Source organism: Rhizobium sp. YAF28 (assembly GCF_052113285.1).
Lineage (GTDB): Bacteria > Pseudomonadota > Alphaproteobacteria > Rhizobiales > Rhizobiaceae > Rhizobium.
Genome location: NZ_JBFRCX010000010.1, coordinates 158,191 through 172,923, shown reverse-complemented (window position 1 = coordinate 172,923; position 14,733 = coordinate 158,191). Strand labels below are relative to the sequence as shown.

The window sequence follows — 14,733 nt, the reverse complement described above, 5'->3', positions numbered from 1 at the left end:
TCACGCTCACTTCCGATAGGGTTTCATCCAGGTCAGGCCCTCGCTGGTGCCGGCCTTCGGCTTGTATTCGCAGCCGACCCAGCCGTCATAGCCGAGGCGGTCGAGTTCGGAGAGGATGAAGCCGTAATTGATCTCGCCGGTGCCGGGTTCGTTGCGGCCGGGATTGTCGGCGATCTGCACATGGGCAATCCTGTCCTTCAGCCGGGTGAAGGTTGGGATGAGATCGCCCTGCGTGATCTGCATGTGGTAGAAATCGTACTGGATGTAGAGATTGTCGGAGCCGACCTTGTCGAGGATGCGCTCGGCATGATCGGTCGTCGACAGGAAGAAGCCGGGAATATCGCGCAGGTTGATCGGCTCGATCAACAGCTTCACACCCGCATCGGCCGTGCGCCGCGCTGCATATTTCAGGTTCTCCACCAGCACTTTTTCGAGCGTTTCGAGATCGGCCCCCTTTGGCACGAGGCCGGAGATGACGTTGACCTGCGGGCATTCGAGCGCCTTGGCGTAGTCGAGGGCGAGTGAGATGCCGCTGCGGAATTCCTCGACACGATCCGGCAGGCAGGCAATGCCGCGTTCGCCACCGGCCCAGTCACCCGAGGGAACGTTGAAGAGGGCCTGCTTCAGGCCGTTTGCCTTGAGCGCATCGGCGACCTTTTCCTTCGGCTCGGCATAGGGGCCGAGATATTCGAGCGCGCCGAAACCATCCTTTGCGGCGGCGGCGAAACGATCCAGAAAGGCAAGATCCTGATAGAGGAAGGAAAGATTGGCGGAAAATTTCGGCACTGGAACATCCTCAGGCATTGGCGGGAGCGACGAACCGATGCCGATGCAGCATGCGCTTGTCGCGTGGGTCGGGATTGGGAACGGCTGAAATGAGGCTCTTCGTATAGGCTTCCTGCGGCGCGGTGCAGATCTGCTCGGCCTCGCCGAGTTCGACGATCTTGCCGCGATGCATGACCGCCACGCGGTCGCAGAAATAGCGTACCACGGAAATATCGTGCGAAATGAAGATGAAGCTGAGGTTCAGCCGCTGGCGGATATCGAGCAGCAGATCGAGGATCTGGCTGCGGATGGAAACGTCGAGTGCCGAGGTCGCTTCATCGGCGATGATGATGCGGGGATCGAGTGCAAGCGCGCGGGCAATGCCGATGCGCTGGCGCTGGCCGCCGGAGAAGGCGTGGGGATAACGCTCCATGCCCATCGGATCGAGGCCGACGAGGCGCATCAGTTCGGCGACGCGGTCCTCCAGCGCCTTGCCCTTGGCAAGGCCGTTGACGATGAGTGGATCGGCGATGACTTCCTTGACGGTCATGCGCGGGTTCAGTGAGGCGAAAGGATCCTGGAAGACGAGGCGGACTTCGCGATGGAAGTTGCGCAGCTCCTTCTTGCCGAGCTTGGTGACATCGGTTTCGCTGCCATCCTTGCCGCGATAGAGGACGGTGCCGGTCGTCGGCTCGACGGTGCGCAGGATCAGGCGGCCGAGCGTCGTCTTGCCGGAACCACTTTCGCCGACGATGCCGAGGTTTTCACCGCGATAGAGGTCGAAATTGGCGTCATCGACGGCACGCAGCGTATTGGCATTGCCATGCCAACCGAAAGTCTTGCCGAGATTGCGTACCGACATGATCGGCTGCGGCGCTTCCGCTGAGAGGGCGATGGCCGGCAATCGACCTTCGACGTGATGCGTCAGCTTCACCGTCGAGGCCAGCAGTTGGCGCGTATAGGGATGGGTAGCGGCGTGATAGATGGCGTCGACCGGGCCGCGCTCGACAATATGGCCGAAGCGCATGACGGCGACTTCATCCGCCACTTCGGCCACAATGCCCATATCGTGGGTGATGAGCAGCATCGCCATGCCGCGATCGACCTGTAGGCGCTTGATCAGGTCGAGGATTTCGGCCTGTGTCGTCACGTCGAGAGCGGTGGTCGGCTCGTCGGCGATCAGGATATCGGGATTGCCGGCAAGCGCCATGGCGATCATGGCGCGCTGGCGCATGCCGCCTGAGAATTCGAACGTATAGCGGTCGGCCATCTTGTCGGGATTGGGGATTTCCACCTGCCGCAACAGCTCGACCATGCGCGCACGCGCCGCCTTCTTGTCGAGATTGCTGTGCAGACGGATCGCCTCGATGATCTGCGAGCCGATCGTGTGGACCGGTGATAGCGAGCTCATCGGCTCCTGGAAGATGAGGCCGATGCGTCGGCCACGAATCTCCCGCATGGCGCGGCTGCTAGGGGCAAGGGTGGCGATGTCGGTGATCTCGCTGCCGTTGCGCAGCAGAATGCGGCCGCCGACGATCGTGCCGGGCTTGTCGACAATCTGCAGCAGAGAGCGGGCGGTGACGCTCTTGCCCGAGCCGCTTTCGCCGACGAGGCAAAGCGTCTGGCCGCGCTTGAGCTGGAAGCTGACATCTTCGACAGCATGCAGGATATGCGTGCGCAGGCGGAAATCGATCGAGAGATTTTCTACCGAGAGGACGACATCTTTTGGAAGATCGGTCATGGCTTCCTCCTCAATTGTCATAGGGATCGGCTGCATCGCGCAGGCCGTCGCCGAAGAAGTTGAAGGACAGGACGGCAATGACGACCGCGAGAGACGGCCACATCAGCAGCCATGGCGCGGTTGCGACCGTGCGAATGTTCTGGGCATCCTGCAGCAGCACCCCCCAGCTGACGACCGGCGGCTTGAGACCGATGCCGAGGAAGGAAAGCGAGGTCTCGGCAACGATCATTGTCGGCACGGCAAGGGTGACGACGGCGAGGATGTGGCTTGTCAGCGAGGGCAGGATATGGCGGAAGATCAACCGCGCCTCGCTCGAACCGTCGAGCTTTGCGGCCGTGACGAAATCTTCGCTGCGCAGCGCCAGGAAGCGCCCCCGCACTTCGCGGGCAAGGCTGGTCCAGCCGAGTAGCGAGACGATGATGGTGATGACGAAATAGACGTTGACCGGTGACCATGTCAGCGGGATTGCCGCCGCAAGGCCGAGCCAGAGCGGAATGGTGGGCATTGCACTGACGACTTCGATGACACGCTGGATCAGCGTATCGACCCAACCGCCGTAGAAGCCAGAGATGGAGCCGAGCACCACGCCTAGTACCAACGACATGGCAACGCCAACGAGGCCGATCGACATGGAAATGCGGGTGCCGTAGATCAGCCGGGTGAGAACGTCGCGGCCGAGGCGGTCGGCGCCGAGCAGGTACATGGGATCATTGGGGTTGATCGGACCGATGAAATGCGTGGTCATCGGGATCAGACCCCAGAGCTTGTAGGCCGGACCTCTGACGAAGAAGCCGATCGGAACGACCTTGGTGTCGTCGACAACGAAAGTGCGTCGCAACGCCACCTTGTCGATCTCAACCCTGTAGCCCTTCACATGGAAATTGAATTCCGAGCTACCATCAGGCCTGGTGACGAAGAAGCTGAGGCCCTGTGGCGGTGCGTAGGTATATTGCGGCTTCGAGGTTGCGGGCAGGGAAGGGGCCAGAAATTCGGCGAGGAGGCCGATGAGATAGAGAAGAAGGATGATCACGCCGGCGACCATCGCCACCTTCTGGCGGATCAGCTTGCCGGCAATCAGCCGCCAAGGGCCGACGGCAGCCGTAGAGACCGCCTTGCCCTGTTTCAGCGGGCTGATCGAAGGGCCGTCGGTGGCGACATGCAAGGGGCCGGTGTGGGTTCCGAATGTTTCGTGTGTCATCGGCGCCTCCTCAATTGAACCGGATGCGCGGATCGAGCAGCGCAAGCAGCAGGTCCGACAGGAGCATGCCGACGAGGGTGAGTGCCGAGAGCAGCAGGATGAAGCTGCCGGCGAGATACATGTCCTGCGAGACCAGCGCGCGGAAGAGCAGCGGACCTGCGGTCGGCAGGTTCAGCACGATCGCGGTGATCGTCACGCCAGAGACGAGATGTGGCAATACCCAGCCGATCGCCGAGACGAAGGGGTTGAGCGCGATACGGACCGGATATTTGAGAATGACCTTGTATTCCGGCAGGCCCTTGGCGCGGGCGGTGATGACATAGGGCTTGTGCAGCTCGTCCGTCAGGTTGGCGCGCAGGACGCGGATGAGGGCGGCCGTGCCCGAGGCGCCGATGATGATGATCGGTATCCAGAGATGGGCGAGGAAATCGCCGACCTTGGCAAGGCTCCAGGGCGCTTCGGCAAATTCGGGCGAATTGAGACCGCCGACGCTCTGGCCGAGATAACGATAGGCGACATACATCAGCGTCAGCGCCAGGATGAAGTTCGGCACTGCCAATCCAATGAAACCGAAGAAGGTGAAGACGTGGTCGCTGATCGAATGGCGGCGTACGGCTGAATAGATGCCGATCGGCAGGGCGACGATCCAGACGAAGAGGAGGCTGAGCAGCGAGATGACCAGTGTCGAGCCCATGCGTGCCCAGATGAGGCCAGAGACGGGCTGGTTCCATTCGAAGGACCAGCCGAAATCGCCACGGCTGACAATGCCCCACATCCATTTGAGATACTGGATGTAGAAGGGGTCGTCGAAGCCGTAGATCTCTTTGAGCCGCTCGATCTGCGCAGGATCGACGGCCTGGCCACTGTCGCTCATCGTCGCGATCATCGAGGTCAGGTAGTCACCCGGCGGCAGCTGGATGATCAGGAACGAGATCAGCGACATGCCGAACAGGGTCGGGATCATGTAGAGCACGCGCTTGAAAATGTAGCCAAGCATCGGAATGTTTCTCCTCCCGTTGAGAGCGCCCGGTCAGGCGCTTCCTTCGGATCTCCATCCGCCTTCGGCCCCTCCAGGCCGAAAGCGCTCCTCCTTGTCTCAACACCTCATTTCCAGGTGAGGTGCAGCACCTCCAGCCGTTCGATGCCTGGCACCTCCACCTGTGCGCGGCCACCCTTAACGCTGAAGTTTGCGGCGCGGTCGGTAACGATGAGCCATGCCTTCGCCACCGATTTGCCAGGGGGAATTTCCACTGAAACCGTCTGCGTCGCCAGAGGGTAATTTTCGCGTATCGGCCCCTTCATCATCATCGGGTTGGTGAGGTTGAAGAGGCTGAGCGCGACGCCTTCGGCATTCTCGCGCAACGCCATGTCGATGACGCCAGGGCCTTCGACGGTGACACGCGAGGTTTTGCCGAGCGCCCAACGCACCGCATTGCCGATCAGCTTTCCGTGGTCGACGGCGAAGACTTCCCAGAAGATCTCGCCGATATTCCAGGGGATATAGACCGTGCGGCCACCCTTGCCGGTTTCGCGGGCGATGACGCCGGCGCCTTCTGGAGCCTTGCGCGGATAGACCTCTTCCATCGGCAGATCCGGGAAGTCGGGAACATAGAGGAAGGGCGTCGTCGCATTGCCGGTGGGGTCGGCATGGATGAGGCGCGTACCGCCCATGATGCGCTCGGCACCGTCATAGCCTTGATTGACCGGATGATCCCCCGAGAGCGCCACATAGGTGTTCTTGACGATGCCGCGCGGGCCGGAAACGAATTTTGCGCCCAGTACATCGGAGAGGCCGAACTCGCTGCGCCGCTTGCCGAACTCGTCGCGCAGCGAGGTTTCGTAGGATGCGATGACGCTGCCGCCGCGCTCCACATAGGCGCGGATCGCTTCGTTCTGCGCATCCGAGAGGCAGGAGGCGTTGGCGAGGATGATCAGCTTGAAGCGGTCAAGGTTCTCCTTCGTCAGAACCTGATCCGAGAGAAGCTCGAAGGGCAGACGGGCTTCGACGAGGGCGTGATAGAAGCCGAGATCGTGTTTCTCGGCGCTGTGGCGCTCTTCCGGCGCCCAATGGCGGAGCGTCGTCGAAGGGTCGATGACGGCGATTTCGGCCGTCGGATACATGCTTTCAAGGACTGGCTCGACAGCTGCCTGCAGGGCGAAAGCATCGGCGACCGGTTCCACCCAGCGCTTGTCGGGCACGACGCCGTTGAACTTGGTGAACCAGGCATAGAGGCCGTGGGCGGTGCCGTCATTGATCCAGAGCTGCATTTCCTCGCCCGAAGTGACAGCATCCTTCCAGCGATATTCCTCCTCCGGGCCGATCGAGGTGATGAGCACAACCGGGCGGTCAGGGAAGGTGGCGCGAATGCGCTTGCCGTTGCGGCCGGCAGACCAGCCGAGTTCGAGACCCTTGCGGCCCTGATGATCGACGACGAGGAAGGGGCAATGTTTGGCGATGACCGAGAGGTCGAATTCCATTAGCGATGCGCCGCCCATGTTGGGGATGAAGCTCGCATGCGGGCGGATCGCTTTGACCGCATCATCCCACTGGGCGATCATGTCGGTCAGCACGCGGCGGCGCCACTGCAACCAGCTCTGCCAGGCAGGATCATCGGCATCTGCCTTCTTCGGCAGGGCGTGGCCGAACATATCCTTGAAGCGGCGGGCGCTGTCTTCGCTGTAATCGACGCCGTGGCCCTGCCAGCGATTGGCGAAGACTGCATCGATATCGTATTTGCGGACGATCTCCTTCACCACCTCGGGCATGAAGACGGTGTTGTAGTCACCATAGGCATTGGTGACCCAGACATCGGGATAGGCCCAATGCCGGCGCGGCGTGCCGTCGGCATTGATCATCACCCATTCGGGATGCGCTTTTGCCGCATCGTCATGGATTGCGTGCGGGTCGACGCGGGCCATGACATGCATGTCGAGCTTGCGGGCGGCATCAACGAGCGCGCCGAAAATATCCTTGTCGCCCAGATACTTGCTGACATAGTGATAGGGTACTTCACTTGGGTAGTAGGCGATGTAGCCGCCGGCGCTAAGGCATACGGCGTTGGATTTCGTGCGCTTGAAGACATCGACCCAGAAGGCCGGATCGTATTTTTCCGGGTCGTCTTCCACGAAGGTTAGCTGCGTCCAGCGCGTTGCGGTTTTGAACCAGTCCGGCGTGCGCAGCGTGTCGGTATTCTGTCTTCTGGCGTCGAGCATCGTCTCATCCAATCATTGGCAAAAGAAGGCCATGGCGCCGACCGGTAGAGCCGGCGCCCGAAATGCATCATTGCTGTCGCAGGCCATCAGACCTTGTAGAACTGCTCCGGCATGGTGGGAGCGGGCGTCGGCCAGCCGAAGGAGTTCGGCATGGTTTTGGTAATGTTCTTCATGCTGTTCTTTACGATGCCGTAGCCATCCGGCGGCTGGGATATGCCGAAGACATAGAAGTTGTCGGCGGCACCCTGCAGGATCTGCTTCATGATCTCCTGCTGTCCGGCGGCATCTGAGGTTGATTTCAGCTTGTCGTAGAGCTCAAGCTGCTTTTTAGTTTCTTCCGGTGGCTCCTCGGCACTGGCGTTGTTGCGGTCGAGATACCAAAGCTGCCAGGCCGGGGCATACATTGCATTCGAATCCGTCGGTACGTAGTAGCGCGGGTCGAGCATGGCGGCGACACCACCATTCGCACCGAACTGGTGAGCCGTCGCGTCGAAATCACGGCCCTGACGGACACGGGTTTCCCAGAGCGAACGGTCCATGGTGCGCATCTGCGCATCGATGCCGACCGCCTGGAACATGGGGATGACGAGCTGGAAGAGATCGAGGAAGACGGCGCGTGCCTGGTCGATCTCGAAGATCACCGTCAGGCGACGGCCTTTCTCGTCCAAACGGAAGTTCTGGTCGTCACGCTTCGGGATGAGCGTGTCGAGCAGGGCATTCGCCTTGTCGACATCGTAGCTCGTGAACTGCGTGGCAAGCTGCTCATTGTAGAGCGGGTCGCCCTGCTTGATCGAAGGCTGGGCAGGTGCGCCCTGGCCGACGAGCACGGCGTCGATCAGCGACTGGCGATCGAGCGCCATGGAGAGTGCCGCGCGAAAATCCTTGTTGCGGAAGAGCTTTCGCTTGGTCTCGTCATTGTGGTTCAGGTTGAAGATGAAGTTCATCACATTGGCTTCGGTGGAAGTCAGCGTGTAGAAATCATACTTGCCCTGCTCGCGCGCATCGTAGAGCACGGACTTGTTGTTCGGTGTGGCGATATACTGGTCCATCAGGTCGATTTCGCCCTGCATGACCTTGAGCAGCAGCACCTGCGGATCGGCGACCATCTGGTAGACGATGCGGTCCATATAGGGGAGCTGGTTACCCTCCGTATCCACCTTCCAGTAGAAGGGGTTGCGTTCGGCAATAGCGCGTTCGGTGTTCTCGCCGGGTGCAGTCGTAAACATCCAGGCATGCAGGCAGGGCTTCTTCGAGGAGTTCAGGAAGAAGGCATTGTCGTCCTGGAAGCCGGAGGCGGACTGAAAGGCGGCGATCCAGCTTTCGAAGCCGCGCTGTTTGGCAAGCTCGTCAGCCTTCGGGTTATAATCGATATGGAACTGCTCGAGATAATGTTTGGGGCAGCGCGTCGTGTGGTCACTATTGGCCCAGGCGACCTGCAACGGGAACATACCGTTAGGTTTCGCGAAGATAACTTTAAACGTTTGTTCGTCGACAATTTCGAGCTTCGCCGGCTTACCAGCAGTTTTCCAGTGGCCTTGTCCGTTAACGGCGACGCGCTTGTCGGTCAGGATCGTGTCGTACCAGAATTTCACATCAGCCGTGGTGTAAGGCTGGCCGTCTGACCACTTCATGCCCTTGCGCAGGCGGATGGTATATTCTGTGGAATCCGCATTGCCGTCGAAGGCTTCGGCGACGTTCAGCGTCACTCCGGACCAGTCGGGCGTATAGCGCAACAGCGGTTCATAGGCCTGATAGCGGAACAGCATCGACAGTGAGCCGCCGCCGACGAGGGCCATATTCCAGTCGCCACCGTGTTTGCCGACGCTTTCGACCGGCTTGATGACAAGCGGATTTTCCGGCAGCCGGTCCTTGAGGGCCGGCAACGCGCCGCTTGAAACTTTGTCTTTCAGAATGTCCGCTTCCTTGAAGTCGGCGGCGAATGCCGGCAGAGCCGGCAAGATCAGAACGGCCGAAGTCCCGGCCAGAAACGCACGACGTTTCAGCTTGATCATAGGGTTCTCCTCCAAAAATCCTCAGCGCTTATCGTTATTTTTTGCTTTCAGGCTGGGATAACGAGAAGAATACATTTGGATATTGTTAGGTAAAGCGTTATGTTCTGTTAGTGCAAGAATTTGCAATTCCGGTAGGTAACGTGTAGCGAAGCGCTCCGAATGCCGGATGGAACATCGAGGTGGAAAGTGGGAAGCAGGGGGCGAGTTACCTTACAGACGATCGCGCGGGAGGTCGGCCTCTCGAAATATGCGGTGTCGCGCTCGCTAGCCGGCAAGAGCGGTGTCAGTGAGGAGACGCGTGCGCTGATCCGCGCCACTGCCGAACGGCTGGGCTACACGCGCCCTGCCGGCCAATCGCAGACCAATGATATCGCCGTCGTTTTCCACGATCTCGATGCCGTCAACAGCGAACTCTACATGCAGATCCAGAATGGCGTGCAGCGTGAGGCGCATAGGCTCGGCATGGCGCTACGCATCCGCTGGACCCACAGTGCCGGTCAGCTGGAAGAGCTGGGGCGGTCCTGCGCCGGTCTACTACTCGTCGGTCCGCATGATCGGGAGGCGATCGCTGCGGCAACGGCGACCGGTGTGCCGATCGTACGTTTCGGGTGGGTCGATCCGCTGGAGCAAGCCGATCAGGTGACCGGCACCGACCATGAGGCGGGGCAGGCGGTACTGCAATATCTGATCGAACTCGGCCATCGGTCGATCGCTTATGTCAACGGCACGCCCGGTTTCCGGGGCCGGCGCGAGCGCTTCTACGGTGCGCGGGAGATTGCCGAACGCTGCGAGGATGTCTTGCTGCATGTGTTAAGCTTCGACGAACAGATCGGCTTCGGCGAGGTTTTCAAGGACCTCAAGGCAAAGGGCATCCACCCGACGGCTTTCTTCTGTGCCCATGACGGACTGGCGCTGACCGTGGTTTCCGAATTGCTGGGCCAGGGCTATCGCATTCCCGATGATGTCTCGGTCGTCGGCTTCGGCGATTTCTCGCCGGCCACGCAGATTTCGCCGTCATTGACGACGGTGAAAATGGAAGGGCAGGAGGGCGGGGCCGTCGGTCTGCGGCTGCTCCTGGAGCGGATCGAAAATCCGCGCCTACCCGGCATGCCTGCCCGCCGCGTCATGATCGCTTCACGCATCGTCGAGCGCCGTTCGGCTGGTCCGTGCAAGGTGGCGGCAGTTGCCGATCCGGAAATGCCGAAATCGGAAGCCGATCAGCACAGTGCGCTTGTGAAGTGATCGGGCTGATGCTGCTGGCTGACGGCAGAATGCTGAACGTCAGCCCAAGGTCGCAATTGCCGCCTTCACCGCATCCGCACCCGGAGCCGTTGGCTTGTATTCCATGCCGATAGCCCCGGTGTAGCCGTTGGAGAAGATCCAGTTCAGGCGGTGAGCGAGATCGATCGTGCCGGTGCCGGGTTCGTTGCGACCGGGGTGGTCAGCGACATGAACGTGGAAAACGCGGTCGATGCGGCCGGCCAGAACATCTTCCGTGCGCTCGTCCATGACGGCGGAATGATAGATGTCGTAGACGATGCCGATTTCCGGACGGGCGACGTCATCGACGATATCCAGCCCCTCGCGGGTGGAATCGAGGAAATAGCCGACGTGGTCGATGCGGATATTGAGCGGTTCGACACCGAGGCGCACGCCGCTATCATCAAGGATGTCGGCGCCGGCCCGTAGCGTGTCGGTGAGCGCCTTGCGCTGTTCGTCTCGAGTGAAGCCCTCGAGATCGTCGCCGGCCTGCGCGATCAGGACAGGGGCGCCGAGGCGCTTTGCAACGGCAACGGAGTCGGCGAGACCCTTCAGCCAGGTCTCGCGATTGGTGGCATCGGTGAGTGCGATCATCGGCTCGGCGACGAGGCTCGTTACCTTGAGGCCTGTTTCCTGTAATGCGGCTTCGATCGCGTCGAGATCCTTGTCCGTCCAGCGCCAAAACTCGATGGCCTTGAGGCCGGCGGCATGGGCACGGCGGATGCGATCGGTGAAATGATCGCCTTCCTCGGCAAACAGCCATTCAATGCAAGCTGAATAAAGACGCATGAAAATTCCTCCACTATGCCCGCAGGCATGCGACAGAACGCGACCTGCGGCAAGAGGGATCAGTTAGCAGCACCAATGATTTTCCGCCATGGCTTGACGGGCAGAGCCAATGCCGGAAGAGTTGGCGGAGCGGCCGGACCGCCGGCCGGATTGGGAGGATTTCATGGATCTTGGATTGAAGGGGAAGACCGCCGTCATGACGGGTGGTTCCGTCGGTATCGGGCTGGCGATCGCCGAAGGGCTGGCGGCCGAGGGTGCTAACCTCATTTTGTCTGCGCGTGGACGCGAGCGGTTGGATGCTGAAGCCGTGCGCATTGCCGAAAAATATGGTGTCAGTGCCATTGCGGTCGAAAGCGATGTGGCGACTGTCGAGGGCACGGAGGCGATCATCGCGGCGGCAGCCGAGCGTGGTGGAGCGGATATTCTCATCAACAATGCCGGCACCGGCTCCAACGAGACGGTCATGGAGGCGCCCGACGAGAAGTGGCAGGCGTATTTTGATCTGCATGTGATGGCCGCCGTGCGCCTTGCCCGCGGAATTGCGCCGCAAATGAAGAAGCGCGGCGGCGGAGTGATCCTTCACAATGCCTCGATCTGTGCCGTGCAGCCGCTGTGGTACGAGCCGATCTATAATGTCACCAAGGCGGCGCTCATGATGTTTTCCAAGACGCTCTCCACAGAGCTCGTCAAGGACAAGATTCGCGTCAACTGCATCAACGCCGGCCTCATCCTGACGCCCGACTGGATCAAGACCGCCAAGCAGCTGACAGCGGAGACCGGTGGTGACTGGGAGGGCTACCTGCAGAGCGTGGCGGATGAGCATGCCTCGTCCAAACGTTTCGGCACGCCGGAGGAGCTTGCAAACTTCTTCGTCTTCCTCTGCTCCGACCGAGCGAGCTACAGTATTGGCTCCACCTATTTCGTCGATGGCGGCATGCTGAAAACGGTCTAGACGAGACTTCCGGTCTCGCATCGGTTGGCGGTGCGAGACAACCTTCTGGAGGCCTGCAAGGTTCAGGAAACTCTGAATAGCGGTTTTACGGCAACATATTGCTGATGTAGCCTATAAAAACTGGTTATTTTGTTGTCTCTTCATGGTTTTGACTCTATTTGCCTGCTATTACAGAAGCATAATGCCGCAAAGTGCAGGGCGACCCAGATGTTGACGAAAAAAGGAAAATACGGATTGAAGGCGCTGGTCGATCTGGCGCGGCTGGCGCCGGGCGAGACCGCCTTCATCAACGACATCGCGTCGCGCAACAATATTCCGAAGAAGTTTCTCGATACGATCCTGCTCGAACTGCGCAATGTCGGCATCCTGCGGTCGAAGAAGGGGCCGGGCGGCGGGTATTCGCTGTCGCGGCCTGCGTCGGAGATCCGCATTGGTCATGTCATCCGTACGCTGGATGGGCCGCTTGCGCCGATCCGCTGCGCCAGCCGCACGGCTTACGAGGCCTGCGATGACTGCGCAGATCCCGAGACCTGTCAGGTGCGGCGCTCGATGACCGAAGTCCGGGACGCGATCGCTGCCATTCTCGACAACATGACGCTCGAACAGTTCGTTGTCGGCGGCGGCATCGAAACGGTCGAGGAAAAGGTCCCGGTTTCCGCCGCGAGCTGATCCGCGCTCCCTTTATTTCCCCGCAATTCCGTATGCAAACTGCGGCACAGTTTTCGGGAGTTGCTTCAGCTTTCCCTGATTTTCAGAATATGCGCGCCTGCTGCCTTCAACAGCGGCTCGCGCTGGATTGCCATGTCGTGGATGCGGGCGTTGCGCCAGTGACGGTCGAGGTTGAGCGCTATGCTGCCGGTCGCGCCCCGGGCCAGTTCGAAGAGAGCATTTGCCGTGTCCAGCGCCACGTCGGTTGCCGTGAGGCAGGCGGATGAGGCGGAGAAATAGGCTTCCGCCATGGCTGCTTCGGCGGGGCTTACCTGGGCGATATCCAGTTTGCGGCCTGCCTGTTCCAGCGCGCCGGTCGCGATTTCGATGCGGATGGCGCGCTCGCCGATTTTGCCAAAGAGGGCAGAGGGCTCCTTCGCCATGACGAGCAGGTCGGCAAAGGCTGCACGGGCGATACCGAGGCTGACGGCTGCCTGCAGCAGAAGGCCCAGGGACTTTTCCGTCGTGTGATCGCCGGATGGAGCGGCGGTGACGGTGTCTACATTCACATGCAGCTTGCCGGTAATCAGCGTTGCCGTGCCGTTGATGCGAAGCCCGAAAGCATCCCAGTCGTCTATCGCCTGCAGTTCGTCGCTGTCACGCTGCAGATGCAACGTCACCCTGCGGCCGCCGGGATCGATCGCTGCTGCGGCGATCCAGTCGGAGAAAAGGATGGCGGCTGCCTGTTCCGACCGGCCTGTCAGGCGAAAGCCGGAGCCCTCGGCAACGAGGCTTGCCTGATCGGTAAAACGGGTCGCAGCGAAACGGTCGCCGTCCAATGCGCGGGTGAAAAGGGCGATCTTCAGCTCTTCCGAGGGCTGGTTGCGCAGCCCTTCCAGCACGCGGAAGTGAGATGTCAGCACGTTGCCGATCGAGGCATCGCTTTCGGCGACGATGGCGACGATCTCGGCGAGCAGGGCGTTGGAAATATCGAGCCCGGCATATTCAGGGGGAACGGTGATTGCTGTGAGGCCGGATTGCGAGAGCGCGTCGAGCTCGGCGTTTGGCATGAGGCGGTTGATGTCGCGCTCGCTTGCCTGCCGGCGAAATCCGGCCGCAAGCTCGCGAGCCGCGGAGATGGCCTCCTCCTCAGTCTCGATGCGGTGCGCCGGAGGACGCACATTGTCGTGCAGTTGCGATACGGTGCCCATCTACCACTCTTTCCTGGTGCTAAAAAAGTGCGTGATTGCATCGGCTTGCGTAAGGCCGCTTTTTCCACAAAAGCCCGGCTGGCGGAATTTTCTTACCAGCTTGATCGCCTTGCCGTATGCTCTACTTATGGTTAAGGGACGGCGAACTGATCAGGAATGATGATGAGTGATTCTCTTGCACGAAGCCGCGAGGGTTCGAAGGCTGGACGTCAGCCGCGCCCGCGCGTGAGCATGGATATAGCCGACATCCCCACTTATGCCATCGGCGACGTGCATGGTCGTCTCGACCTGCTGCAGAAAGCGGAAGAGGCGATCGTCCGGGATGCTGAGCATATACCGGGCACCAAACTCATCGTCATGCTTGGCGACTATATCGACCGCGGTCCACAATCGGCGCATGTCATCAGCCATATCATGGACCCGGCGCCCGAGGGTTTCGAGCGCATCTGCCTTGCCGGCAACCATGAGATCGTCATGCTCGACTATATCGACGGCTGGGCATCCTATGACGACTGGATGACCATGGGTGCCGCCGAGCTTCTGCGATCCTACGGTCTCGATCCCGATCACCTGCCGCTCGTTTTCCGTTCCGGTGCGCAGCTCGACGCCTTCATCCGCCAGTCGCTGCCGCATACCCATATCGATTTCATCCGCTCCCTGCCGATCATGCTCGATACGCCCAATGTCGCCTTCGTGCATGCGGGCATCGACCCGCGCGTGCCGCTCGAAGAGCAGGCCGATGACGATCTGGCTTTCATTCGCCAGCGTTTCCTGGAAAGCCCGCTGCCACTGCCGAAGCTCATCGTCCATGGTCACACGCCCGGCGATCAGCCGGATGTGCAGCCAATGCGGCTGAACCTCGACACCCGCGCCTTCAGGAGCGGCAGGCTCTCCGTCGCCCGCTTCTGGCAGGGCCAGGTTTACCTCTTCTCCACCTGAGACCG

12 protein-coding genes are annotated in these 14,733 nt (G+C 60.6%); 4 read left to right on the top strand and 8 right to left on the bottom strand.

Annotated elements, in window-relative coordinates; translation table 11 throughout:
- Positions 1-6 precede the first annotated feature (6 nt).
- The 6 genes from otnI to AB4Z13_RS23085 all read right to left on the bottom strand — a co-directional run bounded on the left by otnI (position 7) and on the right by AB4Z13_RS23085 (position 8,929).
- Entirely contained in the window at positions 7-786 is a 780-nt protein-coding gene (gene otnI, locus AB4Z13_RS23110; protein WP_113319548.1) for a 2-oxo-tetronate isomerase, read from the bottom strand.
- 10 nt (positions 787-796) lie between these two features.
- Entirely contained in the window at positions 797-2,506 is a 1,710-nt protein-coding gene (locus AB4Z13_RS23105) for an ABC transporter ATP-binding protein (RefSeq protein WP_113319549.1), read from the bottom strand.
- Positions 2,507-2,516: 10 nt separating this feature from the next.
- Entirely contained in the window at positions 2,517-3,704 is a 1,188-nt protein-coding gene (locus AB4Z13_RS23100) for an ABC transporter permease (protein ID WP_113319550.1), read from the bottom strand.
- A gap of 10 nt (positions 3,705-3,714) precedes the next feature.
- The gene (locus AB4Z13_RS23095; RefSeq protein WP_007815090.1) at positions 3,715-4,701 is read right to left on the bottom strand and encodes an ABC transporter permease; all 987 of its coding nucleotides are present in this window, start codon (positions 4,699-4,701) and stop codon (positions 3,715-3,717) included.
- Between the two features lie 107 nt (positions 4,702-4,808).
- Positions 4,809-6,917 carry an alpha-amylase family protein gene (locus AB4Z13_RS23090; RefSeq protein WP_113319551.1) on the bottom strand — a complete coding sequence of 703 codons (2,109 nt, stop codon included), beginning with the start codon at positions 6,915-6,917 and terminating at the stop codon, positions 4,809-4,811.
- 86 nt (positions 6,918-7,003) lie between these two features.
- Positions 7,004-8,929: an ABC transporter substrate-binding protein gene (locus AB4Z13_RS23085; protein WP_113319552.1), complete on the bottom strand. Its 1,926-nt coding sequence runs from the start codon at positions 8,927-8,929 to the stop codon at positions 7,004-7,006.
- Positions 8,930-9,115: 186 nt separating this feature from the next.
- Between AB4Z13_RS23085 and AB4Z13_RS23080 the strand changes: the two genes are divergently transcribed.
- On the top strand, positions 9,116-10,171 hold the full coding sequence (locus AB4Z13_RS23080) for a LacI family DNA-binding transcriptional regulator (protein ID WP_113319553.1): 1,056 nt from the start codon (positions 9,116-9,118) through the stop codon (positions 10,169-10,171).
- Positions 10,172-10,210: 39 nt separating this feature from the next.
- On the opposite strand, the gene AB4Z13_RS23075 is transcribed toward AB4Z13_RS23080, so the two are convergent.
- Positions 10,211-10,978, bottom strand: a complete 768-nt coding sequence (locus AB4Z13_RS23075) for a TIM barrel protein (RefSeq protein ID WP_113319554.1) — start codon at positions 10,976-10,978, stop codon at positions 10,211-10,213.
- A gap of 163 nt (positions 10,979-11,141) precedes the next feature.
- Here AB4Z13_RS23075 and AB4Z13_RS23070 point away from each other — a divergent pair, with 163 nt between their 5' ends.
- A complete protein-coding gene (locus AB4Z13_RS23070; RefSeq protein WP_442206907.1) occupies positions 11,142-11,930 on the top strand; it encodes an SDR family NAD(P)-dependent oxidoreductase in 789 nt (262 codons plus the stop codon).
- A 207-nt stretch (positions 11,931-12,137) separates the two neighbouring features.
- A complete protein-coding gene (locus AB4Z13_RS23065; RefSeq protein WP_113319555.1) occupies positions 12,138-12,599 on the top strand; it encodes an RrF2 family transcriptional regulator in 462 nt (153 codons plus the stop codon).
- 65 nt (positions 12,600-12,664) lie between these two features.
- On the opposite strand, the gene AB4Z13_RS23060 is transcribed toward AB4Z13_RS23065, so the two are convergent.
- Positions 12,665-13,789 (bottom strand): acyl-CoA dehydrogenase family protein, encoded by a 1,125-nt coding sequence (locus tag AB4Z13_RS23060; protein ID WP_113319556.1) that lies wholly within the window; start codon positions 13,787-13,789, stop codon positions 12,665-12,667.
- 162 nt (positions 13,790-13,951) lie between these two features.
- On the opposite strand from AB4Z13_RS23060, the gene AB4Z13_RS23055 reads away from it, so the two are divergent.
- Complete coding sequence (locus AB4Z13_RS23055; protein WP_113319581.1) at positions 13,952-14,728, top strand: metallophosphoesterase family protein; 777 nt, start codon at positions 13,952-13,954, stop codon at positions 14,726-14,728.
- The last annotated feature ends 5 nt before the right edge of the window (positions 14,729-14,733 follow it).